Below are 24,679 nucleotides of genomic sequence, written 5' to 3'. Positions count from 1 at the left end.
TCACCAGGCCGGCGATTGGAGATGCCAGGCGATCGGCATCCCCAGTTCCGGCGCCGACATCACATTGCAGCTGACGGCCCGACCCGGTCGCGCGAGCCTGGCCCTCAAGGCGGCAACCGAGGATTCGTCCAACGCGGCTGCCGAGAGCGCACGAAGGCGAACCTGTTCCATTCGGGCCTGCGAATGCAGCCACTGCAGACCAGCGCGCGCATCAGGCTCCAGCATCATGCGCGCCACCAAGCCTGAAATCTCCTCGACGACCCCCTGACCCTCGTGTTGGAGCCTGAGCGCCTTCAATTGGCCGGCCAGGTCGTGGCGCGTCGCTTGGTCTCTTTCTCGGCCCGCATCGACTGCAATCCGCGCGGACTGCACTATCCCCCCCTCGGCGAGCAGGCCCTCCAATGCCAACAGGCGCTTCCTGTTCTGGTCCAGCACCACACTGTCCGCGTGGTGGGCGATGATCATGAAGGAGCCCCGATCTGACAGAACCCGCAGCAGTTCGTCCACGGCCTCCATGCCAACGTATTCGATCGAGAACTGGCTCGTCACTGCATCGAAGTGGCCATCGACAAAGGGCAGCGCCCTCATGTCCACCCGCCCCCTGTACTCGATTCCTGGGTCGTCGTTGACCGGCACGACATCGGCGTAATCGACGCCCACGAGCTTCAACCCCAGATCCAGGCTTGCTGCCAATCGCGGCACTGCGCCGCCGCCGGTGCCCAGGTCCAATACCAGCGCCCCACGCGGCAGGCTGCGAAAGTACGCGCTCCAGCGCGATTCGAAAAGCCCTGCAATCGACCCGGGCAGACCCGGCAGGCAGCCAGCAGCTTCGGGTGCAACCGCCGCCCAGTATCGCGACCAAGCCTGCTGGTCGGTGGCCGGCAAATCGGTGGAGGGAAGTGGTGTCATTGCGAAGACTTCGATGGCGATTGGACAATGACCGCCAACTGCCCGCGTGACGAGCCGTGCACAGGTCAGCTGCGGCAGGCCGACACGCTATGATGCCTGAGTCGTATGCCTAATTTCGCCGAGTTTCTCGCGCCGTTCGACCCAGTCGAGTTCAAGAGCCACTATTACGGCAAGAAGCCGCTGCACCTCGATGCTCGCGGGCGCACCCTCGACAATCCACTGACTTGGCGACGCCTCAACGACATACTCGAACTCACCGCCTTTTGGAATGAAGACACGCTGAAGGTCTTCTATCAAAACAGGCTCGCCCTGCGCGACAACTACTGTGATGTCGGCGAGATCGCGCCCGGCGAGAAGGCACCCGCCAATCCGCGCAAGGTCAAGGCGCTGCTTGGGTTTGGTGCCAGCCTCGTGGCCAATCAGATCCAGCGCGTGTCGCCTGATGCGGCTCATCTGGTGCAAATGCTGCAGCGGGAGTTCGCAGCCAGTGCCGGTGCGAACGTGTACTGCTCGTTTCAGGGCGTGCAGGCGTTCAATACGCACTACGACTTGCACGACGTGTTCGCCCTCCAAACCGAGGGCGAAAAGCTCTGGCGCATCTACGAGGCGCGTGCGGACAACCCGATGGCGAGCCTGCCGCCTGGCGACGAGGCGGAGAAGTGGCTCGTCGCCAGCCGAGGCAGGGTCCTGCAGGAAGTTCTGATGAAGCCCGGCGACTTGTTGTACCTGCCGCGGGGGCAGTATCACGACGCAGTCACCGGCGCCGATGCATCGCTGCACGTGACGTTCTGGGTCAAACCCGCTACCGGGCTGTCGCTCTTCAAGTTGCTTGAAGCAGACGCTGCCCTGGACAGCGAATTCAGGGCATACCTGCCGGATGCGAGTAACGCCGCCGAACTCGGCAGGCACCTTGCTCGATTGGCGCAACAACTCGAACGCTTGATGACCTCGCCCTCGTTTGCCGTCGAGGTCCGCAACCATCAACGATCGCTCGCGACGTCATCTGCCACGTTCGAGTTACCGGCACGAACGCGGGCGCAGTACTACTCGACCACCAAGAGGGGCCGGGTTGAACGCCGTCACGAAGGCTTCAGCGTGCAGATCGACCATGCGCGGATCGACGTCGGCGCCTGCTACCAGGCGGTCAGCTGGTTGCTGCAACAGAAGCTCTTCTCGGGCGACGACTTGATTGCGCGTTTTCCGTTCATCGACGAACGCGAGCTGCAAGCCGTGTTGCAGCAGCTCCTTCAGGTTGGCGCCATCGTCGAAACCGAGATGCGCTGACCGATGGCCCCGCTGATGCCTGCCCCCGACTCGCCGGGCCTGCCCGCACGATCGGCACTCGATGCGACAGGCCTGCACCTTGCGCTTGTCGATATTGCGCGCGATGAACTGCGCGACCCTTTCCTGCAGGACACGGTACTCCGCCTGCGAGCCACGCACTCTGTGATCCATGTGCCGAAGTCGCAACTGGGTCGGCCGCTCTCCTCCACCGCCCCGGCGGGCGTGATCTTCCACGTTGCACGCTGCGGATCGACGCTCGTTTCCCAGTTGCTGAAACTGCGGGGAGAGTCGGTCGTCTACTCCGAGCCCCTGGCGGTCAGCGAACTGCTCGTTCCTCCACACGCCGGAACACGCGATGAATTGGTGGCGGCATTACGCACCGTCGGTCATCACTTTGCCGTGCACGCAGGGTCGCCCTATGTGCTCAAGCTCTCGAGCTGGAACACGCTCTTCTGCGACATCGTGGCTGAGGCCTTCCCTCGAACGCCATGGGCACTGTGCATCCGTGATCCGCTCGAAGTCTGTGTATCGCTGCAGCAGCGCCAGCCAGGTTGGTTGCGCGACCGGTACGCGGCGTTGTTCTCGGGATTCGTCGCTCCCGGCGTCGAGCCACGAACTGCCGAACACGAATTGGCCAGCGTCTTCGCGGCGTTCTGCGATGCCGCAGGCCGACTCGATCCGACACGAGGCGTACTGATGCCTTATGAATCGCTGCCGGATGCGGTGTGGAACCGCCTGGCAGCTCACTTTGGTTTGCCTGTTGCCGATGCTTCCAGGCAAACCATGATGATCGCGTCTCGACACCACTCGAAGTCGCAGGTCGGTCGGCCAACCGACGTGTTCGTTCCGGACGGTGAACGCAAGCGTGCCGAGGCCACGCCCGAACTGCGCCGGGCCATTGACGAGATCGCCAGGCCGGCATACGCCCGGCTGATTGACAGAATGTCGCCCACGGCCTGAGGGGCCATGCCCCGCAAAAAAAAAGGGGGCGCCCATGGCGTCCCCTTTTCCTTGTGACCGGTAACCGCCGGTTCAGATCAGAACTTTGCGTTCAGCGTCAGCGAAACGCGACGACCCAGGGCGTCGTACACCACCGGGTAGGTGTTGCCGTTCGTGAAGCCAGCACCGTTGTTGCGGATCGGCGGGTCGGTGTCGAGGATGTTGTTGATCGCGGCAGACAACGTGATGTTCTTCGTCGCCTTGTACGAAGCACCCACGTCGAAATAGCTGATGGACTTCAGTTTCGCGACCAGCGGGTCGACTTCGCCGTTCAGCAACGGGTTCGAACTCATCCCTTCGTTCTTCACCGAATCGATGTAGCGCCAGTTCAGAGACAGGTCCAGGTTCCACGGCGAGCGCCAGGTCGTGCGCAGCGAGTGCCGCCACTTGGGTGCCGGCGTTCCGCAGGTGCCGCCGTAGTAGCCAGCGCAGTCGTAGGAGCCGAATCCCGGGGCGTCCTCCGCCTCGAATTTGCTCAGCAACGTGCCCTTGAAGGTGAAGTCAATGCGCCCCATACCTTCCAGCCGGAGCTGGTAGTCGGCGCCGACGTCGAAGCCTTCGGTCTCTTTGAACGACAGGTTGCTGTTCGTGGCAACGATGAAGCCACCATCCGGCGGCGTACCCGTCCACAGATCACCGGTCAGGCTGCTGCGGTGCACCAAGTTGCAGTAGAACGAATCGCCGGTCTCCAGACACTGGTTCAGGATGCTCGTGGCCGGGATGTTGCCGATGATGTCATCGACACGGATGTGGAACCAATCCAGGGTCAGGTTCATGTCCCTGATCGGATTGACCACGAAGCCGACGGTCCAGCTCTTCGAGGTTTCCGGCGAAAGGTTCGCGTTGCCACCAAAGATGGCGTTGTACTGACCGGCCGGGTTTCCACGAATGTGACCGTACTGCGCCGCTGACACCCCGGTGCGGGCGCACTGTTCAGCTGTCGCGGTTGGTGGCGGAGTGGACGTCCCGGCGTCGAAGTCACCGGCACAAGGATCACCTGTCTCGTTGTCATAAAGACCCAGAGCCGCCTGCGAGAACAGTTCGATGATGTTGGCGGCGCGCGAAGCGCGCTGGGCGCTGGCACGAACCTTGAACTCGTTCATCGGAGCCCATTCGACGCCCACACCCCAGGTGCTCGTCTTCTTGCCAGTGCTGTAGTCCGAATAGCGGTAGCTCGCATTGAGCGCCAGCAGTTCGGCGAACGGAGCCTTCTCGATCAGCGGCATGCGCATTTCGGTGAAGACGTCGGTCACGTCAAACGCGCCGCCCACGCCGATCGTCGGGCCACCTTGGCCGGCCAGGTCGCCGGTGGTGAACGCGGTGTCGGTGCTGAGGTCCATCTCTTCGGTGCGGTGCTCGACACCGAGCGCCACGCCGAGACCGGACTTGGCCCACGGCGTCTTCACACCATAACCCGTCAGGTCACCGTTGACGGAAGCCGAAATCACTTCGGTCGACGTGAAGCCCTTTTGGAACCCCGGCGTCTGCAGGTAGGCTAGCGCCTGCGGCGTCACGCCGCCGATCGACCAGATGTTGTACGGCACACAGTTCGGGTCGGTGCCATCGAGGGCCGAGCGGCAGACCGCGTTGCCCGCGCCGTCGTCGACCACGTCCAAGGCGCGCAGCAGGCGCGTGTTGGAGAAGTCGTTCTTGTAGGTTTCCTGGTAGAGCACCTTGCCGACCAGGGCCGACACGTCATAGCTCCATGCGTCATTGATGTCGCCCTTGACGCCGATCACGCCGCGGTAGGAACTGTGGCGAATGTCGTCCTGCCGACCGCCGCCTTCGACGTTGCGTCGACCGATGAACAGATCAGCGGTGTCGCCCGAAGCGGTCAGATTCAGCGCAGCCTTCCAGGCATCGGACAACAGTGGGTTGTCGTAGTCGACCGTGGTCACGAAGCCACCGAGGAAGATGCCGCTCGGGGCAATTTGAGCCACGGTGTGATCGTCGTGGAACGAGAACTCACCGTAGACACGCGCGTAATCGGCTAGATCATAGTGCGCCAGCGCCTGGACACTGTAGCGATCAGACGGTCGCTGGAAGTAGTTGGACGGTGCGTAGTTGTATTGATCGCGCGAGCCCACCCAGGGACGGGGAGCGCCGTCGGGGCCCAGGTTCCAGTCACCACCGTCTTCGGCAAGGTCGATGAACCGGCCGGGGTAGGCAGTTGACGAACCGCCGCACGTCCATTGCCCGCCAACGGCGAGCAGCGCGCAGTTCGAGAAGTCCCGCTGGTCCTCACGCAACGCGTCTTCCGTCTTGTGGGCGAAGAACAGGACCGCATTGCCCTTGCCGTCGGCGAAGTTCCCGCCCAAGGTCAAGTTGAAGTCGGTGACCTTGCCATCGGCGCCCTTGTCGCCCGGCAGCGCGAATTGGCGGGCCGCGTTGGCGTCCTTGATGCCCTGGGACGCGTGCTGCTGGTGGTTGTAGAACTCATGGTTCAGGTCGATCTGAACGCCCTCGAACTTGTCGTCGAGGATGAAGTTCACCACACCCGCCACGGCGTCAGAACCGTAAATGGCCGAGGCACCACCGGTCAGGATTTCGACGCGCTTGATCAGCGAAACCGGAATCTGGTTCAAGTCAGTGGAAATATCGCGCGGGCTCCCGCCAGGCAGGCGGCGGCCGTTGACCAGGACCAGAGTCCGGTTCGAGCCGAGGTTGCGCAGGTTGACGGTCGCAGTACCCGTTGCGCCGTTCGACACGCTGCCGCCCTGATCGGCGAAGACCTGCGGCAGGTTGTTCAGCAGTTGCTCGGCGTTGCGCACGCCCTCGAGCTGAATTGCTTCCTTGCCCAGCACGACCACCGGCGACGTGCCTTCGGTCTGAACGGTCTTGATGCGCGAACCCGTGATCTCGACGCGCTCTTGCGCGGAGGCCGAGCCGGACGCCAGGATCATCCCGCCACTGAAGGCGAGCAGCAAGCTCGTGCAGAGCTTTGTTTTCTGGAACATACGTACCACTCCTGAGTAAGGGAAGGTTGATCGATAGACCCTGCTTCGAAGCAAGTCACATGCCGGTCTTGTGAAGCCAGGATGTACTCACCTCAAAAACATGTGTCCGGATTGTCACTGAACCCTTTTCTGGCCCCGCTCCCGGGAAACCCTCTAGGCCCGTTTTGGAGGGGAGTCTGTTGTGTTTACGCAGCAACTTCGTCAGCGAAGATCAACTTGTCTAGTCAATAGCTCGACCGATGCTCCGGGCGCCAAAAAACGAAGCGGCCCGTACGCTCGCGCGCCGGACCGCTTCACTCGCCTGTTAGGTCAGTAAAATCTAGCGTTAACCCTTCCCTAGATAATCAATCAAACGGCCGCGGCCACCAGCCGCGGCACCGACGCGATCAGTTTGCGGGTGTAGGCATCCTTGGGCCGGCTGAGCACATCGTCGCTCGAGCCCTGCTCGACGATGCGGCCGGCGCGCATCACGGCGACCTCGTCGGCGATGTATTCGACCACGCCGATGTTGTGGGTAATGAAGAGGTAGGACACACCCAGCTCGCGCTGGAGCTCGCGCAGGAGATTCAGGATCTGGGCCTGGACGGAAACGTCGAGGGCCGAGGTCGGCTCATCGCAGACGATCAGCTTGGGCTGCACGGCCAGGGCGCGGGCGATGGCGATGCGCTGGCGCTGGCCACCCGAAAATTCGTGGGGGTAGCGGTCCAACGCATCCCGACGCAGGCCGACCTGGTCGGCCAGACGTTCCAGGCGTTGCCGGCGGGTGGGCGCATCGAGATCCGGCTGCAGCGCCTGCAGCCCCTCCTCCAGGATCTCGAAAACCCGCATTCGCGGGTTGAGCGAGGCAAACGGATCCTGGAAGATGATCTGGATATCGCGGCGGGCGTTTTGCAGCGTCTCGCCCTGCAGCTCGAACAGGTTCTGGCCGTTCAGCAGCGCATGGCCCTCGAAGGTGGCCTGGTGACGCAGCAACTGGACAATGGCCTTGCCGGTGGTCGTCTTGCCGCAACCCGACTCGCCGACCAGCGCCAGCGTCTGGCCGGCCTGCACCTGGAACGAGATGCCATCGACAGCATCGAAATAGCCGTGCACCCGCTGCAGGATGCCCTTGCGGATCGGAAAGCGCACACGAAGCTTGTCCACCCGCAGCAAGGGCGTTGCCGTGGCCGACACCGTTGCCTGGGCACGCTGAACCGTCTTGTCGGCCGGCACGATGTTGATCACCGCTTCGGTCGCCTGCGGGTCGTGCCCCGGTGCGTAGCGCAGGCAGCGCACCGAACGAGTGCCCGCCAGCGTGTACAGCTCGGGCAGGGTCGTCTTGCAGGCCGGCTCGGCGCAATAGCAGCGCGGTTCGAAACGACAGCCCTCGAACTGCGTCGACAACGGCGGCACCGTGCCGGGAATGGCGGCCAACGCCTGGCCACGGCGCGTGGCATCGGGCAGCGCCCGCAGCAGCGCCTTGGCATAGGGATGCTTCGGCGCGGAGAAGAACTCGTCGGCCGTCGCCACCTCGATGATCTGGCCGGCGTACATCAGCGCCACGCGGTGGGCCATGCCGGACACGACCGCCAGGTCATGGGTGATCAGCAGCAGACCGAGGCCATGTTCGGCCTGGAGCTGCTTGAGCAGGTCCAGCACCTGGGCCTGGATGGTCACGTCCAGCGCCGTCGTCGGCTCGTCGGCGATGATGTAGTCGGGCTCACCGGCCAGCGTCATCGCGATCATCACGCGCTGCTTCTGGCCGCCGCTCATGCGGAACGGGTAGTCGTCGATGCGGCGCTCGGGCTCCGGGATGCCGACCTTGCGCAGCCAGTCGAGCGCCTTGGCCCGGGCCGCCTCGCCGCGCAACGCGGTGTGGGACTCGATCGCCTCGACGATCTGGTCGCCGATCTTCATGACCGGGTTCAGGCTCGTCGACGGTTCCTGGAAGATCATGCCGATCTTGCCGCCGCGGATCGCCCGCATCTGCGACTCGGGCAGCGCCAGCACGTCCTGCTGGTCGACGAGGATGTCGCCCGAGACGATGGCGCCGTTTTCCGGCAGCAGCCGCATCAGGGCCAACGCGGTCATGCTCTTGCCGCAGCCCGACTCGCCGACGAGCGCGAAAGTCTCGCCGCGCTGCAGCGTCAAGCGCATGCCGTCGATGGCACGCACCAGGCCGGATTCGGCGTCCAGCTCGACCTTGATGTTCTTGATTTCCAGCATGGCGGGCAGGGCCTCAGGCGGGCTTCTTCTGGTGGGTGATCGGCCGCGGGCGGAAGATGCGCGCGCGCGGATCGAAAGCGTCGCGCACCCCGTCGGCAAACAGGTTGGCGGCCAGCACCAGCGTGACCATGAAGATGAACGCAGCGGCGAACGGCCACCAGACCACCGGGTCGCGGCTCATCTCGTTGCGCGCGAAATTGATCATTCCGCCAAAGCTGTTCATCGACGGGTCCACGCCGACCCCGACGTAGGACAGCACGGCTTCGTAGAGGATGAGCGCCGAGAACTCGAGCACCGTCACGATCAGCATCAGGTGCGCGACGTTCGGGAAGATGTGGCGGATCATGATCCGCCCCGGGCCAACGCCGAATGCATTGGCCGCCTGCACGAATTCGAGCTCGCGCAGCTTCAGGGTCTCGCCGCGCAGCAGCCGGCACAGGCCCGCCCAGCCGGTGAGCCCCAGCACCGCACACAGCAGGAACAGCTTCAGGTCGGCACGCTCGACGCCGGTTTCGAACAGCTCGGGGTGCTTGTCGAGGAACACCTGCACCATCAGCACGCAAGCCGCGATCAACAGGATGTTCGGGATCGACGACAGCACCGTGTAGAGGTACTGGATCACTTCGTCGACCCAGCCCTTCAGGTAGCCGGCCATGATGCCCAGCACCACCGCCAGCGGCAGCGTGGCCAGCGTGGCCAAGGTGCCGATCACGAACGCGGTGCGGATGCTCTTGAGCGTCTGGTACATCACGTCGTTGCCCGTGATGTCGGTGCCGAACACGTGGTAGTGGCCCATCAGGGAAACCAGCACGCCGATGGCCAGCCCGAGCCCGAAGAGCGTCCAGACCGCCGTCATCCACGGCACGGGGGTTTCGGCGCGCCGAACCTTGGCCAGGGTGACCGACATGGCCTCGCGCCGGCCGCGCGCGACAGCCAGCAGCAGCAGCGCGCTCAGCACGGCCGCCCCGGCGGCTCCGCCGGCCAGTCCCATGACGATGCGTTTCGCTACATCGCCGGCCCACTGGCTGGCCGGGTCCTTCAGGTGTGCCCCGCCGAAATTCAGGCGCGGCGCCACGCGCTGCACCTCACCGTTGATCTCTTGGGATTCCTTGGTGAAACTGACGTAGTCCAACGGCCGCGAGTAGGTGGATTCGCGCGATTGCACGACTCGCGCCAGGGCCCTGTCGAGCAGCGACTGCACGCGCACGTCGTAGGCCACGCTGCCCGCCGGGGCACCCGCAGCCGGCGGCAGCATCGCGCGAAAGTGCACGCTGTCGAACAGCGTGACCAGCAGGCAGGCCAGCAGCACCAGCGACGACGCAAGCGCCGGCGCACTGCGGAACACCTTGCCCCAGTTGGCAGCCAGATTGGCCTTGCGCGAGACCGCCCAGCCATAAGCCACCATCGCAATGACCAGCAGCCAGATGGCCACGTCGGTCCACAACATCACAAACTTCGGCATCACCATGAACTCCGTCAGGCCAGGCGCACGCGGGGATCGGCCCACGAGTAGGCAATGTCGATCAGGATGTAGGTCGCGATGTAGAGCAGCGAACCCACGAAGACCATCGTGCGAACGATCGCGAAATCCTGCTTGCCGATCGCCTCGATCACGTAGGCGCCGAGCCCCGGGATGCCGAAGAAGCTCTCGAACACCAGGCTGCCCATGAAGACGTACGGCAAGTAGCCGCCCATGCTGGTGATGATCGGGATCAGCGCATTGCGCAGCACGTGGCGGAACAGCACGACCGTTTCACGCAGGCCCTTGGCGCGCGCCGTGCGAACGTAGTCCTTGCCGATCTCCTCGAGGAACATCGCCCGGTACAGCCGAGCCTCGGTGCCCAACCGCGCCAGTGCCGACAGCATCACTGGAAGGATCAGGAAACGAACCAGATCGAGGCCACCTGCGTAACCCGAGATCGGCACCAGCTTCAGCACCCGAGAGAACAGGTACTGCCCGACGATGATGTAGAACAGGCTCGAGATCGACAGCATCAGCACACACAGCACCACCCCCCACAGGTCGAGCTTGGTGTGCCTGAACATCACGAGCAGCAGGGCGAAGCTGGTGCTTGATATCACCTGCAAGAGAAAGATCGGCAGGGCCAGCTGGATGCTGACCCACATGCGCGTGGCGACCTCATGGCCCAGGTCGCCACCGGCCTCGCTGTCGGCCCGGCCGAAGTTCAGTGTGAACAGCGAGACCGATCGCTCCCAGAAGATCGTGTCGGTCAGCTTCCCGCTGCCCTGCTCTTTCTCGTTCCAGTACAACGGCTTGTCGTAGCCACGCTCGGTCTTCCACTTCTCGATCAGTTGCTGGGTGACCCGTTTGCCGCCGATGTTCAGGCGGGCCATGTCGTCGGGCGTGTTGACGGTGAAGAAGAGGAAGAAGGTCGCCAGGTTCACGCCCAGCAGGATCAGCACGCCATAGAGCAGGCGGCGCAAGGTATAGGACAGCATGTTGGAAGCTGGGCCGCAGCCCGAGTCAGACCAGGATCTCGCCGCGCGCGTTCATGCGCTCGCGGCGGCGCAAGCTGTTGCGAGCGATCAGCACGCCCGCGGCGATCACCGCAATGATGAGCGTCACCGGCCACCAGACCGGCCGGTTCCATTCGGCCAGCATCGAGGCACGCTTGGCACTGTCGAGCTTGAGGTAGCGGCCGTGGTCGCGGATCAGGATCGCCGGCTTCGAGTTCGTCACCCACTGCTGCACCGCCGCCGAAGCGTACGGGTAGAAACCGAAGCTCAGCGGCGCATCGCGGCGCAGGATGTCGTTCATCTTGTCGATGATCACCTGCTTGGCGGGGCCATCGTCCATCGTCTTCAACTGGGCGAACAGCTTGTCGAACTCGGGGTTCATGTAGTTGGACGTGTTCTCGCCATCGGAAACGCTCTTTGCGTTCGGGCCGTAGAACAGGAACAGGAAGTTCTCGGCATCCGGGTAGTCGGCATTCCAACCCAGCCAGAACACCTGGTGCTTGCCCTTGCGTACCTTGTCCTGGAACTGGTTGTTGTCGGTCGCGCGCACCTCGAGCTGGATGCCCAGCTTGGCGAACTGCTTGACAACCCAGTCGATCTCGGGCTTGCGCTCGGGCGTAGGCGGCGCATAGAAGTCGTAGTTGAGGACCAGCGGCTTGCCGCTCGTGGCTTCGCGCCCGTCGGGGTAGCCGGCCTCGACCATCAACTTCTTCGCGTCCTCGATCGGGCGGCGCACGTACTTGCCGTCGACCAGGCGGTGGGTCACGGGGTTGACCCCCTCCGGGGTGCCCTCACGCGAGCCGGGAATGCCCTCGGGCAGCAGGCTCATCGCGGTGACACCGGCCTTCTTCGGGAAGACCTTGGAGTACTCGTCCCAGTCGAGCGCAATCGTGATCGCCTGGCGCAACTTTCGATTGCGCTCGCGCTGCGCGTCGTTCTCACCCCAGCCGATCACCGGGTCGATCATGTTGAAGGCGATGAAATAGCTGTTGACGTCGCTGTATTTCGGGAACGTGAAACCCTTCTTCGCGTAGGCCTCGCGCACCTCTTCGGAATCGACGGCTTCGGTCAGGTAGTAGATGCCGGTGTCCGTGCGCTCGAAAACCTCCAGGTCGTAGTAGCCGTCGCGGAACTTGTTGCGCTGGGGCGTGGATTCGCGTTCGACGGTCGCGATGATGCCGTCGACGAACGGCGTCTTCTTGCCGCAATCGTCGAGCAGGCCCTTCTCCTTGTCGCCGGGCATGCCCTCGCAGGGATACGGCTCGCCCCGGTAGTTCGGGTTGCGCTTCATCACGATGCGCCGGTCCTTGACGAACTCGGTGACCATGAAGGGGCCCGTGCCCACCGGCCAGTTGTCCAGCGTCATGCTGCGCTCGGCCATGCCGGGCTGGGCGTAGAAGGCATCGGCCTCCCAGGGCACCGGCGCCATGAAGGTCATCTGCATCCAGTACTTCCACTGCGGGTACTTGCCATTCAGGCGAATGCGCAACAGATACTTCTCGGGTGCCGTGGCGCCGGCCAGCGGCCATTTGCGGAAGTCGAGGAAGGGCTTGTCCAGGCTGGCCGGGTCCGTCCCCTGGCGCAGCTTCGCATCCTCCTTCTTGACCATCTCGCCGTATTCCTTCAGGCCCACGACGTACTCGGAGAAGATGCCGAAGATCGGAGTCGTGATGCGGGTCGTCGCGTGGCGCTTGAGCGCGTAGACGAAGTCGTCGGCCACCAGCTCGCGAGTGCCCTGCTCGAATTGCATCGGCGAGCGGCGGTCGCCGACCTCGCCCGGCTTCATGTGGTGGTAGCGGTACTGCCCTTGCTCGTCCTTGGCAAAGGCCGGGTGCGGCTGGAACATGATGCCGCGCTTGATGGGCACCTCGTACACGCTCTCGGCGACCTGGTCGCCGGGGGCGTCGTCGGGCAGGCGCTGGCCGTTCTTGTCGAAGTACATCGGCGCGACGACCTGCTCGGCCGACTTCGGCACGAGCTCGAACGGGCGCTTCAGGTAGTGGTAGCCGTAGGGCGGCTCGTAGACCTGGTAGGTGACCAGCGTGTCGTTCGACCAGTACGACGCCGTCGGATCCAGGTGGCGCGGCGTGTTCTCGATCATCGCCGAGTGGATCATCTGGGACTCGGCAGCGCCCTTGGGCCACGGGCTGTTGTCGCAGCCGGTCAGCGCGCTCAGCAGCGCCAGACCACCGGCCCACAGCCACGCGCCGGGTCGCCACACCCGGCCGAAAGCCGACATCACACCGCCCATGCGGAGACTCCCAAGAAGTGCTGGCCGCCGCGCGGATAGGCGCAGCCAGCGGACAAAACAAAACCGCCTGCGGCAACCCCCGGCTTGTGCCCGGGGATGCGGCGAGGCGTGTCGAGCAGATTCTATGCCCGCCCGCAAGGGGCCCGGGTTAGGGTTTCCGCAAGCTCAGGCCGCCAAGCGGCGAAGCATCCTCAACAAACTTCAGCAGCGGCAGCGAATTCCACCAGTTGAGGGTCACCCCGTCAGTGCGCGTGCGACCAGCCGACGAGCGCGTCCCGGCCCTCGACGAGCAGGGTCACCGGCCGGCCCAATGGCATGGTCACCTTGGTCGGCACATGGCCGAACGGCAGCCCGGTCAGCACTGGCGTGCGAGTCACCGAGCGGATGTGCGCCAGCGTCGCCTTCAGGTCGTAGCCACGGTCCATCGGCGAGCGCTTCCAGTCGCTGACCGCACCGAGGACCACCGCCTTCTGCCGCGCCAGCACCCCTGCCTGGTGCAGTTGCAGCAGCATGCGTTCGACGCGGTAGGGGTGCTCGTTGACGTCCTCGATGAACAGGATGCCGCCCTTGACCTGCGGCCAGTGCGGCGTGCCCAGCAGCGACAGCAGCACCGTCAGGTTGCCGCCCCACAGCACGCCCTTGGCCTGCAGGCCATCGAAGCCCGCTTCCGTGCGGAAGCCGATCGCTTCCAGTTCGCCGCTCATCGCTTCGGCAAAGCAGTCGGGGGTGACCTCATCGAGCTGCTCGCGGCCGAAATCGTCCGCCGCCAGCGGGCCGCACCAGGTCGACGCACCGGTGTGCGCGAGCAGGCCCATTTGCAGCGCCGTCATGTCGCTGTAGCCAACCCAGCGTGTGCCGCGCTCGACGCTGCGCGCGAGCTTCTTCCAGTCGAGCCGGTCGAGCAGGCGCGTCAGCCCGTAGCCGCCGCGGCTGGCCATGGCAATGGACGGTGCTTCGGCGGCGATCCGGTGCAGCGCGGCAAGACGCACGTCGTCGCTGCCGCCAAAGCGCTGCAGCTTGGCGAGTGCCGCCTCGTCGATCGTGACGGAGAAACCCATCGCCGACAGGCGCTTGGCAGCCAGGCGCAGTGGTGCCGCTTTCAACAGCACGCCGGCGGGCGTGAACAGGGTCAGGCTGGTCATTCGAGTTTGTTGTTGGGGTCGTCGGGCGTGAGTTCGATGGCCTGGCCGGTGGGGATCGGGCCGCCCTCATCGACAGGGTCGTCTTCGTCGTCCTCACCGGGTTCCGCCGGGAAGGCGGCCCGGGCGGCTTTCTGCTGCGCCCGCCGCTCAGCGAAGAACTCGCGCAGGATCCGGCCGCAGCCCTCGGCGAGCACGCCGCCCTGCACCGCGGTGTGGTGGTTCAGCTTCGCCTGGGCAAAGAGGTCGATCACCGAGCCCGCGGCGCCGGTCTTCGGATCCAGCGCGCCGAACACCACGCGTTTGAAGCGGGCGTGCATCAGCGCCATGGCACACATCGCACAAGGCTCCAGCGTCACGTACAGCTCGCACTCCGGCAGGCGGTAGTTCTCGAGCAATTGGGCGGCGTGGCGCAGCGCCACCAGCTCGGCATGCGCGGTCGGGTCGTGCGTGGTGATCGGCCGGTTGTAGCCCGTGGCAACGAGCTTGCCGTCGCGCATGATCACCGCCCCGACCGGAACCTCGCCGGCCAGCCAGGCGTTGTGCGCCTGGTCCAGCGCCAGGCGCATCGCGTATTCGTCGGCGGGGGATGCCGGCTCGGCCACCTTCACTCCCACTCGATGGTGGCGGGCGGCTTGCTCGAGACGTCGTAGGTCACGCGGTTGATGCCGCGCACTTCGTTGATGATGCGGCTGGACACGCGCTTGAGCAGGCCGTAGGGCAGCTCGGCCCAGTCGGCGGTCATGAAGTCACTCGTTTGCACCGCGCGCAGCGCCACCACGTAGTCGTAGGTGCGGCCGTCGCCCATCACGCCGACGCTCTTGACCGGCAGGAAGACGGCGAAGGCCTGGCTCGTCAGGTCGTACCAGCTCTTGCCCGTGGCCTCGTCCTTCCAGGCGCGAAGCTCATCGATGAAGATCGCGTCGGCGCGGCGCAGCAGGTCGGCATAGTCCTTCCTGACCTCGCCGAGAATGCGCACGCCCAGGCCCGGGCCGGGGAACGGATGGCGATAGACCATTTCCGGCGGCAGGCCGAGCGCGACGCCGAGCTCGCGCACCTCGTCCTTGAACAGGTCGCGCAGCGGCTCCAGCAGCTTCAGGCCCAGCGTCTCGGGCAGACCGCCCACGTTGTGGTGGCTCTTGATCGTCGTCGCCTTCTTGGTCTTGGCGCCGCCGGACTCGATCACGTCCGGGTAGATCGTCCCTTGGGCCAGCCACTTGGCGGACTTCAGCTTGGCGGCTTCGGCCTGGAAGACCTCGACGAACTCGCGGCCGATGATCTTGCGCTTGGCTTCGGGGTCGCTGACGCCAGCGAGCTGGCCCAGGAACGCGTCGCTCGCGTCGACGTGAATCACCTTGGCGTGCAGCCGGCCGGCGAACATGTCCATCACCAGCAGGGCTTCGTTCAGCCGCAGCAGGCCGTGGTCGACGAAGACACAGGTCAGCTGGTCGCCGATCGCGCGGTGGATCAGCGCCGCCGCCACGGAGGAATCGACGCCACCGGACAGGCCGAGGATGACCTCTTCGTCGCCGACCTGCTCGCGGATCCTCGCCACCGCCTCGGCGATGTGGTCCTTCATGATCCAGTCGGGCCTCGCGCCGGCGATCTGCAGCACGAAGCGCTCGAGCAGCGCCCTGCCCTGCACGGTGTGCGTCACCTCGGGGTGGAACTGCACGCCGTAGTAGCCGCGCGCCTCGTCGGCCATGCCGGCGATCGGGCAGCTCGGCGTGCTGGCCATCAGCTTGAAGCCGGGCGGCAACTGGGTGACCTTGTCGCCGTGGCTCATCCAGACCTTCAGCATGCCGTGGCCCTCGGCGGTGCGGAAATCCTCGATGCCGTCGAGCAGCCTCGTGTGGCCGTGCGCGCGGACCTCGGCGTAGCCGAACTCGCGGTGCGTGCTGGCCTCGACCTGGCCGCCTTGCTGCACGGTCATCGTGAACATGCCGTAGCAGATGCCCAGCACCGGGACGCCCAGGTCCCACACCGCCTGCGGCGCGCGCAGGTCGTGTTCCTCGTAGGTGCTGGCGTGGCTGCCTGAGAGGATGATGCCCTTGGGCGCGAAGCTGCGGACGAATTCGTCCGTCACATCGTTCGGATGGATCTCGCAGTAGACGTGTGCCTCGCGCACGCGGCGAGCGATCAGCTGGGTGACCTGGGAGCCGAAGTCGAGGATGAGGATCTTGTCGTGGTTCATGGCATCAGGCCGGTGCCGCGGCAAGGCGCGCGCGCCGGCGGAAGAATCGAATCGCGATCACCGCGCCCGCGGCCTGCAGGGCGGCGCAGAAGAAAAACGGGAGGCCCATCAGCCAGTCGCCCGGCGGGCGGTGGGACACGAGGCCCAGCAGCGGCGTGGCAGCCATCGGCGCGAGCACGGCCATCAGGCTGTTCAGCGAGGCCACCGAACCCATGGTCGCGCCCTGCGCGTGCGACTGCGCCGCGTTGGCGACCATGCTCTGGATCGCCGCCTGGGCGCCACCGCCGATGATGCCGCCGATGACGATGATCACGTACATCATCCAGCCCTCGGTGGCCAGGCCGAAGCCGAGGTAGGTCAGTGCGCTGGAAGCGAGGCCGACCGTCGCCAGCGTGCGGGCCGAGAAGCGGGCCAGCATGTGCTTGAGCAGCACGCCCTGCACCACCGCGGCGATCGCGCCCACCGCGAAGAGCGAGCACCCCACCTCCCACGGACCCCAGCCGAACTTGAAGTGGGTGTAGAGCACCCAGCTCGTGTGCAGCGTGAACTGGGCCAGCGAGGCCAGGCCGATCACGGCCACCAGCGGCCCCACGCCTTCGAGACGGGTGAGCCCGGCCAGCGCCGCGAACGGGTGGACCCGCTTCCAGCTGAACGCCTGGCGGCGCTCCGGCGGCAGCGACTCGGGCAGCACGAAGAAGCCGTAAAGCCAGTTCAGCACCGCCAGGCCACCGGCCGCGAAGAACGGCAGGTGGATGTCGAAGCGGCCCAGGATGCCGCCCAGCATGGGCCCCAGGATGAAGCCGATGCCGAACATCGCGCCCAGCATGCCGAAGCGGCGGGCGCGTTCTTCGGGCGGGGTGATGTCGGCCACGTAGGCATTGGCGACGGCCGCATTGGCCTGCATCGCGCCCGAGAAGACCCGCACGGCGACCAACATCCACAGCGCCGTGGCCAGGCCCGTCACGATGAAGCTGAGCGCCAGGCCGCAGAACCCCAGCAGCAGCACCGGGCGGCGGCCGTGGGCGTCGGACAGCGCACCCAGCACCGGCGAGCCGAAGAAGTTCGCGATGCCGAAGGTGATCGTCACCACCCCGTACCACCAGGTCTGCTCGGTCGGCGAGCTGGTGAAGCTGCCGACGATCAGCGGAAGCACGGGAATGATCAGGCCGATCGACACCATGTCGATCAGCACCGTGATCAAGATGAATGGCATGGCCGCCGCCCTGCCAGCCCCTCCGGCGCTCGGCCCGCTCGCTTCGTTCACCATCTAGCGCTTCATTCCAGGCGGTAGTTGGGCGCTTCCTTGGTGATCTGCACGTCGTGCACGTGGCTCTCGCGGATGCCCGCCGACGTGATCTCGACGAACTCGGCGCGTTCGCGCATCTCGTCGACCGTCGCACAGCCGCAGTAGCCCATCGCCGCGCGCAGGCCGCCGGCCATCTGGAAGATGATCGAGACCATCGAGCCCTTGTAGGGCACCCGGCCCTCGATGCCCTCCGGCACCAGCTTGTCGGCGTTCGGGTTGGTCGTCTCGTCGTTTTCCTGGAAGTAGCGGTCCGCCGAGCCGGCCTTCATCGCGCCGATCGAGCCCATGCCGCGGTAGCCCTTGTAGCTGCGGCCCTGGTACAGGATGACCTCGCCCGGCGCCTCTTCGGTGCCGGCGAACATGCCGCCCATCATCACCGTGCTGGCGCCGGCGGCGATGGCCTTGGCGATGTCGCCCGAGTAGCGGATGCCGCCGTCGGCGATCAACGGCACGCCGGTACCGCGCAAGGCGGTGGCCACGTTGTCGATGGCGGTGATCTGCGGCACGCCGACACCGGCGACGATGCGGGTCGTGCAGATCGAACCCGGGCCGATGCCGACCTTGACACCGTCGGCGCCCGCCTCGACCAGCGCCAGCGCGGCCGCGCCAGTGGCGATGTTGCCGCCGATCACATCGACCTCGGGGAAGTTCTTCTTGACCCAGCGAACCCGGTCGAGAACCCCATGCGAGTGGCCGTGGGCCGTGTCGACGACCAGCGCGTCGACGCCGGCGCGCGCGAGCAACTCGACGCGCTCTTCGGTGCCCTCGCCGACGCCGACCGCGGCGCCGACGCGCAGCTTGCCGTTGGCGTCGCGCGCGGCGTTCGGGAAGGTGGTCTGCTTGGTGATGTCCTTCACCGTGAACAGGCCGCGCAGTTCGAAGGCGTCGTTGACGACCAGCACGCGCTCCAGCTTGTGCTGGTGCATCAGTGCCTTGGCCTCGGCCAGCGACGCGCCTTCCTTCACGGTCACGAGCCGTTCGCGCGGCGTCATGATCTCGCGCACCGGGGCGTCGAAACGCGACTCGAAGCGCAGGTCCCGGTTGGTGACGATGCCGACGACGCGGCCGTCTTCGACCACCGGGAAGCCGGAGATGCCGTGCTGGCGCGACAGCTCGATCACGTCACGCACCCGGGCGCCGGGGGCGATCGTGATCGGATCCTTCAGCAGGCCCGATTCGTAGCGCTTGACGCGCGCCACTTCGGCCGCCTGCTGCTTCGGGCTCAGGTTCTTGTGGACGATGCCCATGCCGCCCTCTTGCGCGATGGCGATCGCCAGGCGCGCTTCGGTGACCGTGTCCATCGCGGCGGACACGAGCGGCAGGTTCAGGAGGATGTTGCGTGAAACGCGGGTGGCCAGCGAGGTATCTCGAGGCAACACCTGGGAATACGCCGGCACCAACAACACATCGTCGAAGGTGAGCGCTTTGCCTAGAAGGCGCATGGGAAAGCTCCAGACGCAAAAGCGGATTATACGGATGCGCCGGCGCAACCCCTCGTTACGGGCCGACGCCGTACACTGACGACTCGTTGCAACCCTCAGCGCCCACCGGCCCGGGCGACCTGCCACCACTTCATGAAGTACAACGCTCCCACGTTCGCCAGCATCGGGCGTTTCGGCCTCCTCGTACTGATCCTGGCCGTCGGCGCCGGGGCAGCGACCGCGCAAAGCATCTGGAAGTGGCGCGACAAGGACGGCCGTGTGCAGGTCAGCGACCGGCCGCCGCCGATGGAGGTGCCGGAGAAGGACATCCTGCAGCGGCCTCACGCCGCGCGCGCGCCGATGCCGGGCCCCGCTGCCAGCGAGGCCGCATCGACGGCCGTGTCGGGCGTCGACCCGGCCCTCGAGGCCAAGCGCAACAAGGCCCAGACCGAGCAGGCCGCGGCCGAGAAGGCCAAGCAGGCCGCCGAGAAGGCCAAGCGCGACCAGGCCCGGGCCGAGACCTGCCAGCGCGCCCGCAACCAGCTGGCCGCGCTCGAAGGCGGCCAGCGCATCGGGCGCATGAACGACAAGGGCGAGCGCGAGATCCTCGACGACCAGGGCCGCGCGGCTGAAATTGCGCGCACGCGCCAAGTCGCCGACGCGAACTGCAACTGACTCAGCGGGACTTCGGCTGTTTGCGGTAGCGCAGTCGCCGGGCTTCCTTCGGGTCGACTTTCAAGCCGCGGTAGATCTCGACGCGGTCCGCTTCGCGCAGCGGCGTGTCCAGCGGCTTGGCCTTCATCCACACACCCACGCTCAGGCCGGCATCGAGTGCCAGGCCGTGGCGCTCCAGCAGGCCGCTGGCGCGCAGGGCATCGGCCACCGTGCTGCCGGCCGGCATCTTCAGCGCCACGCTGTCGACTTCCCGCGGCGCCGGGCTGTAGCTGACCTGCACCGACAGGGGGCCCAGGGCGGCGGCGCTATCGCTGTCCATAGACCTGCTCCGCCCGGGTGACGAAGGAATCGACGAAGGTGTTGGCCACGCGGTCGAACACCGGGCTCAGCACGGCCTCCAGCGGCCGGCTCGAGAACGCGTAGCGCAAGTCGAACTCGATGCGGCAGGCCGTCGGCGTGTCGGCGCCCGGCCGGCCCAGTGGCGCGAACGCCCAGCAACCTTCGAGCAACGAAAAGGGACCGTCGACGAGCTTGATCAGCACCTGGCGGTCCGGCTCATGCTCGTTGCGGGTCGTGAAGGCGTGGCGCACGCCGGCGTAGGCCAGGCTGATGCGCGCCGTCATGCCGTTGTCGTGCTGCTCCAGCACCTCGCCGCGCTCGCACCAGGGCAGGAACTCCGGGTAGCGCGGCACATCGGTGACGAGGCGGTACATCTCGGCCGGCGAGTACCACAGCAGGACGGACTTCTTCACGTGCTTCATACAATGGCTCGATTCTAGGCACCCCTCTTCCGAACCGAAGGTGCCGCCGCCAAGCCCTCCATGTCCGCCTTCATCGCCGAAAACCGCCGCGCCCGTTTCGAATACCACATCGAGGAACAGTTCGAAGCAGGCATGGTGCTGGAAGGCTGGGAGGTCAAGGCCATCCGCGCCGGGCAGGTCCAGCTGACCGATGGTTATGTGGTGATCAAGGGCGGCGAGCTGTACCTGATCGGCTGCCGCATCAACGCGCTGCGCAGCGCGTCGACCCACGTGCACCCCGAGGCCGACCGGACCAAGAAGCTGCTGATGGGCAAGGACGAGATCCGCCGCCTGATCGGCAAGGTCGAGCAGCGCGGCTTCACGCTGGTGCCGCTGAACCTGCACTACAAGGGCGGCCGCGTGAAATGCGAGATCGCGCTGGCCAAGGGCAAGGCCCAGCACGACAAGCGCGAGACCGAGAAGAAACGCGATTGGGAACGTGAAAAGGGACGCCTGATGAGACACAAGGTCTCATCCGGTCCGAAGGAATGAACACGCCATGACGCTGGACGAAGTTCTCTACCCGGCGGTCGAGCCGCTGCGCAGCGGCCGCCTCGCGGTGAGCGGCCTGCACGATCTCTACTGGGAGACCTGCGGCCACCCGCAGGGCATCCCGGCCCTCTTCCTGCACGGCGGCCCCGGTGCCGGCATCTCGCCGAAGAGCCGCCGCTACTTCGACCCGGCGCGTTACCACGTCGTGCTGTTCGACCAGCGCGGCGCCGGGCAGTCGACCCCGCTGGGCGAAACGCGCGAGAACACGACGGAGCTGCTGATCCAGGACATCGAGCACCTGCGCGAGATGCTCGGCATCGAGCGCTGGTTGGTCTTCGGCGGCTCGTGGGGCTCGACGCTGTCGCTGGCCTATGCCCAGGCCCACCCCGAGCGCTGCCTGGGCCTGGTGCTGCGCGGCATCTGGCTGGTCAGCGACGAGGAAATCGACTGGTGGCTCCACGGCGTGCGCAACTTCTTCCCACGCGAGTGGGAGGCCTTCGCCGGCCACCTGCCCGAGGCCGAGCGAGGCGACCTGCTCGCGGCCTACAGCCGCCGGCTCGAATCCGCCGACCCGGCGGTCTACACCCCGGCGGCGCGCGCCTGGAGCCGCTACGAGGGCTCCTGCCTGCACCTGCTGCCGAATCCGGAGACGGCCGACGCCTTCACCGAAGACGCGATCGCGCTGGGCATCGGCCGGCTCGAGGCCCACTACTTCCGCCACAAGGCCTTCCTGCGGCCGAACCAGTTGCTGGACAACATGGCGCGCATCCGCCACCTGCCCGGCTTCATCGTGCACGGGCGCTACGACGTGATCTGCCCGGTGCGCTACGCCCACGCGCTTGCCGATGCGTGGCCCGGCGTGGACCTGCGCATCGTGCCGGACGCCGGCCACTCGTCCTACGAACCCGGCATCGCCGCCGCGCTGGTCGACGCGACGAACCGCTTCGCGCGCGACGGCCGCTTCTAGGCCTTCAGTCGCTCGATGCCGGCCGCCAGGTCGGCGATCAGGTCGTCGGTCGATTCCAGGCCGATCGACAGGCGCACCAGCGTGCCGGCGTAGGCGTTGCCGAGCTGGCGGATGAAGGACGCGCGGTACGGCACGGCCAGGCTCACCGGCCCGCCCCAGCTCCAGCCGATGCGGAACAGCGACAGGCCCTCGACGAAGGCATCGATCTTCTCCGGCTCGATTGCCGGGTCGAACTCGAGCGTCAGCAGGCCGGCGGCGGCGCGGCAGGTCGCCGCCCAATGCGCGTGGCCGGGTGAGCCGGGCAGCGCCGGGTGCAGCACGCGGCGGACCACCGGCCCCTGCCGGGCGGCCCATTCGGCCACGCGCCGGCCCGAAGCATCCTGCGCGGCATAACGCAGCGGCAGGCTCGGCAGCGAGCGCAGCAAGGCCTCGGCATCGTTGGCCGCGATGCCCAGGCCGAGCCGGCTGTGGGTCATGGCCAGGCGCCGGTACAGGGTCTCGTCGCGGCAGGCGACCGAGCCCATCAGCACGTCGCCACCGCCGGATGGGTACTTCGTCAGCGCGTGGATCGTCAGGTCCACCCCCAGCGCGAAGGCGTCGAAAGCGAGCCCAGCGCCCCAGGTGTTGTCGAGCGCGATCACTGCCTGCGGCGCCGCCTCGCGCACCGTGCGGACGAGCGCGGGCAGGTCCGGGAACTCCAGCGTCACCGAGCCCGGCGCCTCGAGCCAGACGAGCTTCACGTCGGGCCCCAGCGCCGTGCGCAACGATGCGGGCTGCATCGGGTCGTACAGCCGGTGCGCGATGCCCCATTGCGCCAGTTCGTGACGGGCGAATTCCTTGCTGGGGTTGTAGACGTTGTCGGGCAGCAGCACCGCGTCGCCGCTGGCCAGCAAGGCCATGTTGACGCTGGTCAGCGCCGCCAGGCCGCTGGGCGCCAGCATCACGTGCTTCGCGCCTTCCAGCGTCGCCAGCCGCGCTTCCAGCGTGAAGGTCGTCGGCGTGCCGTGCAGGCCGTAGGTGTAGGCCTGCTTGTCCAGCCAGTGGTGGTTGCGCAGCGCCGCGACGCTGGGGAAGAAGACCGTCGAACCCTTGTGCACCCCGACCACGGGCGATTCGAAGCCGGCCGGCGGCTGGTAGGCGTGGTGGATCAGCTCGGTGGCTTTGTCCTTGTCCGCGCTCATACGGGCTCGCCCACCAGGTCGTGCCCCTCAGCGGCCACGATGCGCGCCTTGGCGAATTCGCCCACGCGCAGCCGGGTGGACGCCTTGGTCGGCGGCAGCAGGCGCACGGTCCCGTCGATCTCCGGCGCATCGGCGTACGAGCGCCCCACCCCGCCCTGGCGGCCGAGCGACGGCGCGCGGTCGACCAGCACCTGCATCGTCGCGCCGACACGCCGGCGCAGGCGCTCGATCGACACCTGTTCGGCCACCGCCATGAAACGCGCGCGGCGCTCCTCGCGCACGTCGTTCGGCAGCGCGCCGGGCAGGTCGTTCGCCGCCGCGCCGGTGACCGGCGAGTAGGCGAAGCAGCCGGCGCGGTCGATCTGTGCCTCCTGCATGAACTGCAGCAGGTGGGCGAACTCGTCTTCGGTCTCGCCGGGAAAGCCGGCAATGAAGGTCGAGCGGATCACCAACTCCGGGCACATCTCGCGCCAGCGCTGGATGCGCTCGAGGTTGCGCTCGCCACTGGCCGGGCGCTTCATGCGCTTCAACACATCGGGGTGCGAGTGCTGGAACGGCACGTCGAGGTAGGGCAGCACCAGGCCCGAAGCCATCAGCGGGATGACCTCGTCGACGTGCGGGTACGGGTAGACGTAGTGCAGGCGCACCCAGGCGCCATGCGCCTTCGCCAGCTCGCCCAGTTGCTCGACCAGGTCCAGCATGCGGGTCTTGACCGGCTTGCCGTCCCAGAAGCCGGTGCGGTATTTCACGTCGACGCCGTAGGCGGAAGTGTCCTGGCTGACGACCAGCAGCTCCTTCACGCCGCCCTCGAACAGCGCCCTGGCCTCCTTCAGCACATCGCCCACCGGCCGCGAGACCAGATCGCCGCGCATGCTGGGGATGATGCAGAAGGTGCAGCGGTGGTTGCAGCCCTCGCTGATCTTGAGATACGCGTAGTGCTTGGGCGTGAGCTTGATGCCGGCCGGCGGCACGAGATCGACGAAGGGGTCGTGCGGCTTGGGCACGTGCACGTGCACCGCGTCCATCACCTCCTGCGTGGCATGCGGGCCGGTCACGGCCAGCACCTTGGGGTGCACCTGCTGCACGAGGTTGCCGCCGCCGTCACCCTGCTTGGCGCCCAGGCAGCCGGTCACGATGACCTTGCCGTTTTCGGCCAGGGCCTCGCCGATCGTGTCCAGGCTTTCCTTCACCGCATCGTCGATGAAGCCGCAGGTGTTGACGATCACCAGGTCGGCGCCCTGGTAGGTCTTGGCGGTGCGGTAACCCTCGGCCGAGAGCTGGGTCAGGATCAGTTCGGAGTCGGTCAGCGCCTTCGGGCAGCCCAGCGAGACGAAGCCGATGGTCGGCGCCGGCTTGTCGGCCAGCGCGGTGGAGTCTGCAGTCATGGGCCGGATTGTCTCAAACCGGCTCCTGGGCAAGCC

20 protein-coding genes are annotated in these 24,679 nt (G+C 66.4%); 5 read left to right on the top strand and 15 right to left on the bottom strand.

The genetic code is table 11. The features are described 5' to 3' along the window. Positions 1-909 (bottom strand): class I SAM-dependent methyltransferase, encoded by a 909-nt coding sequence (locus VJ693_RS13670; protein ID WP_324154943.1) that lies wholly within the window; start codon positions 907-909, stop codon positions 1-3. A 105-nt stretch (positions 910-1,014) separates the two neighbouring features. Here VJ693_RS13670 and VJ693_RS13665 point away from each other — a divergent pair, with 105 nt between their 5' ends. Both VJ693_RS13665 and VJ693_RS13660 read left to right on the top strand, forming a co-directional pair. Then, positions 1,015-2,193 (top strand): JmjC domain-containing protein, encoded by a 1,179-nt coding sequence (locus VJ693_RS13665; RefSeq protein WP_324154941.1) that lies wholly within the window; start codon positions 1,015-1,017, stop codon positions 2,191-2,193. Between the two features lie 3 nt (positions 2,194-2,196). Further along, positions 2,197-3,153: a hypothetical protein gene (locus tag VJ693_RS13660; protein ID WP_324154939.1), complete on the top strand. Its 957-nt coding sequence runs from the start codon at positions 2,197-2,199 to the stop codon at positions 3,151-3,153. Positions 3,154-3,230: 77 nt separating this feature from the next. Here the strand turns inward: VJ693_RS13660 and VJ693_RS13655 are convergent, their stop codons facing one another. The 10 genes from VJ693_RS13655 to guaB all read right to left on the bottom strand — a co-directional run bounded on the left by VJ693_RS13655 (position 3,231) and on the right by guaB (position 19,164). Next, a complete protein-coding gene (locus VJ693_RS13655) occupies positions 3,231-6,149 on the bottom strand; it encodes a TonB-dependent receptor domain-containing protein (protein WP_324154938.1) in 2,919 nt (972 codons plus the stop codon). 348 nt (positions 6,150-6,497) lie between these two features. Further along, on the bottom strand, positions 6,498-8,354 hold the full coding sequence (locus VJ693_RS13650) for a dipeptide ABC transporter ATP-binding protein (protein WP_324154936.1): 1,857 nt from the start codon (positions 8,352-8,354) through the stop codon (positions 6,498-6,500). A 13-nt stretch (positions 8,355-8,367) separates the two neighbouring features. Beyond that, positions 8,368-9,816, bottom strand: coding sequence for an ABC transporter permease (locus VJ693_RS13645; protein ID WP_324154934.1), 1,449 nt, complete (start codon positions 9,814-9,816; stop codon positions 8,368-8,370). A gap of 14 nt (positions 9,817-9,830) precedes the next feature. Next, a complete protein-coding gene (locus tag VJ693_RS13640) occupies positions 9,831-10,814 on the bottom strand; it encodes an ABC transporter permease (protein WP_324154933.1) in 984 nt (327 codons plus the stop codon). 25 nt (positions 10,815-10,839) lie between these two features. Beyond that, the gene (locus tag VJ693_RS13635; protein WP_324154931.1) at positions 10,840-13,071 is read right to left on the bottom strand and encodes an ABC transporter substrate-binding protein; all 2,232 of its coding nucleotides are present in this window, start codon (positions 13,069-13,071) and stop codon (positions 10,840-10,842) included. Between the two features lie 254 nt (positions 13,072-13,325). Continuing rightward, complete coding sequence (locus VJ693_RS13630; RefSeq protein ID WP_324154930.1) at positions 13,326-14,225, bottom strand: LD-carboxypeptidase; 900 nt, start codon at positions 14,223-14,225, stop codon at positions 13,326-13,328. Beyond that, complete coding sequence (gene tadA, locus VJ693_RS13625) at positions 14,222-14,791, bottom strand: tRNA adenosine(34) deaminase TadA (protein ID WP_324155028.1); 570 nt, start codon at positions 14,789-14,791, stop codon at positions 14,222-14,224. The genes VJ693_RS13630 and tadA overlap by 4 nt, the downstream gene beginning before the upstream one ends. 38 nt (positions 14,792-14,829) lie before the next feature. Then, a complete protein-coding gene (gene guaA, locus VJ693_RS13620; RefSeq protein ID WP_324154928.1) occupies positions 14,830-16,416 on the bottom strand; it encodes a glutamine-hydrolyzing GMP synthase in 1,587 nt (528 codons plus the stop codon). A 4-nt stretch (positions 16,417-16,420) separates the two neighbouring features. Continuing rightward, a complete protein-coding gene (locus VJ693_RS13615; protein WP_324154927.1) occupies positions 16,421-17,629 on the bottom strand; it encodes an MFS transporter in 1,209 nt (402 codons plus the stop codon). A 62-nt stretch (positions 17,630-17,691) separates the two neighbouring features. Then, complete coding sequence (gene guaB / locus VJ693_RS13610; protein ID WP_324154925.1) at positions 17,692-19,164, bottom strand: IMP dehydrogenase; 1,473 nt, start codon at positions 19,162-19,164, stop codon at positions 17,692-17,694. Between the two features lie 132 nt (positions 19,165-19,296). Between guaB and VJ693_RS13605 the strand changes: the two genes are divergently transcribed. Further along, positions 19,297-19,818, top strand: coding sequence for a DUF4124 domain-containing protein (locus VJ693_RS13605; RefSeq protein WP_324154923.1), 522 nt, complete (start codon positions 19,297-19,299; stop codon positions 19,816-19,818). 1 nt (position 19,819) lies between these two features. On the opposite strand, the gene VJ693_RS13600 is transcribed toward VJ693_RS13605, so the two are convergent. Together VJ693_RS13600 and VJ693_RS13595 are read right to left on the bottom strand one after the other, a co-directional pair. After that, a complete protein-coding gene (locus tag VJ693_RS13600) occupies positions 19,820-20,137 on the bottom strand; it encodes an RnfH family protein (RefSeq protein ID WP_324154922.1) in 318 nt (105 codons plus the stop codon). Continuing rightward, the gene (locus VJ693_RS13595; protein ID WP_324154920.1) at positions 20,124-20,579 is read right to left on the bottom strand and encodes a type II toxin-antitoxin system RatA family toxin; all 456 of its coding nucleotides are present in this window, start codon (positions 20,577-20,579) and stop codon (positions 20,124-20,126) included. Before VJ693_RS13595 ends, VJ693_RS13600 begins: the two co-directional genes overlap by 14 nt. A gap of 60 nt (positions 20,580-20,639) precedes the next feature. On the opposite strand from VJ693_RS13595, the gene smpB reads away from it, so the two are divergent. Both smpB and pip read left to right on the top strand, forming a co-directional pair. Beyond that, positions 20,640-21,110, top strand: a complete 471-nt coding sequence (gene smpB, locus VJ693_RS13590; RefSeq protein WP_324154919.1) for an SsrA-binding protein SmpB — start codon at positions 20,640-20,642, stop codon at positions 21,108-21,110. Between the two features lie 7 nt (positions 21,111-21,117). Further along, entirely contained in the window at positions 21,118-22,077 is a 960-nt protein-coding gene (gene pip, locus VJ693_RS13585) for a prolyl aminopeptidase (protein ID WP_324154917.1), read from the top strand. Here the strand turns inward: pip and VJ693_RS13580 are convergent. Together VJ693_RS13580 and rimO are read right to left on the bottom strand one after the other, a co-directional pair. Further along, a complete protein-coding gene (locus VJ693_RS13580; protein WP_324154916.1) occupies positions 22,074-23,258 on the bottom strand; it encodes a PLP-dependent transferase in 1,185 nt (394 codons plus the stop codon). The genes pip and VJ693_RS13580 overlap by 4 nt on opposite strands. After that, a complete protein-coding gene (gene rimO, locus VJ693_RS13575; protein ID WP_324154914.1) occupies positions 23,255-24,643 on the bottom strand; it encodes a 30S ribosomal protein S12 methylthiotransferase RimO in 1,389 nt (462 codons plus the stop codon). The genes VJ693_RS13580 and rimO overlap by 4 nt, the downstream gene beginning before the upstream one ends. Positions 24,644-24,679: the final 36 nt, after the last annotated feature.

This window comes from Ideonella sp., from assembly GCF_035254525.1.
GTDB lineage: Bacteria > Pseudomonadota > Gammaproteobacteria > Burkholderiales > Burkholderiaceae_C > Ideonella.
This window is presented reverse-complemented; position numbering and strand designations above follow the sequence as displayed.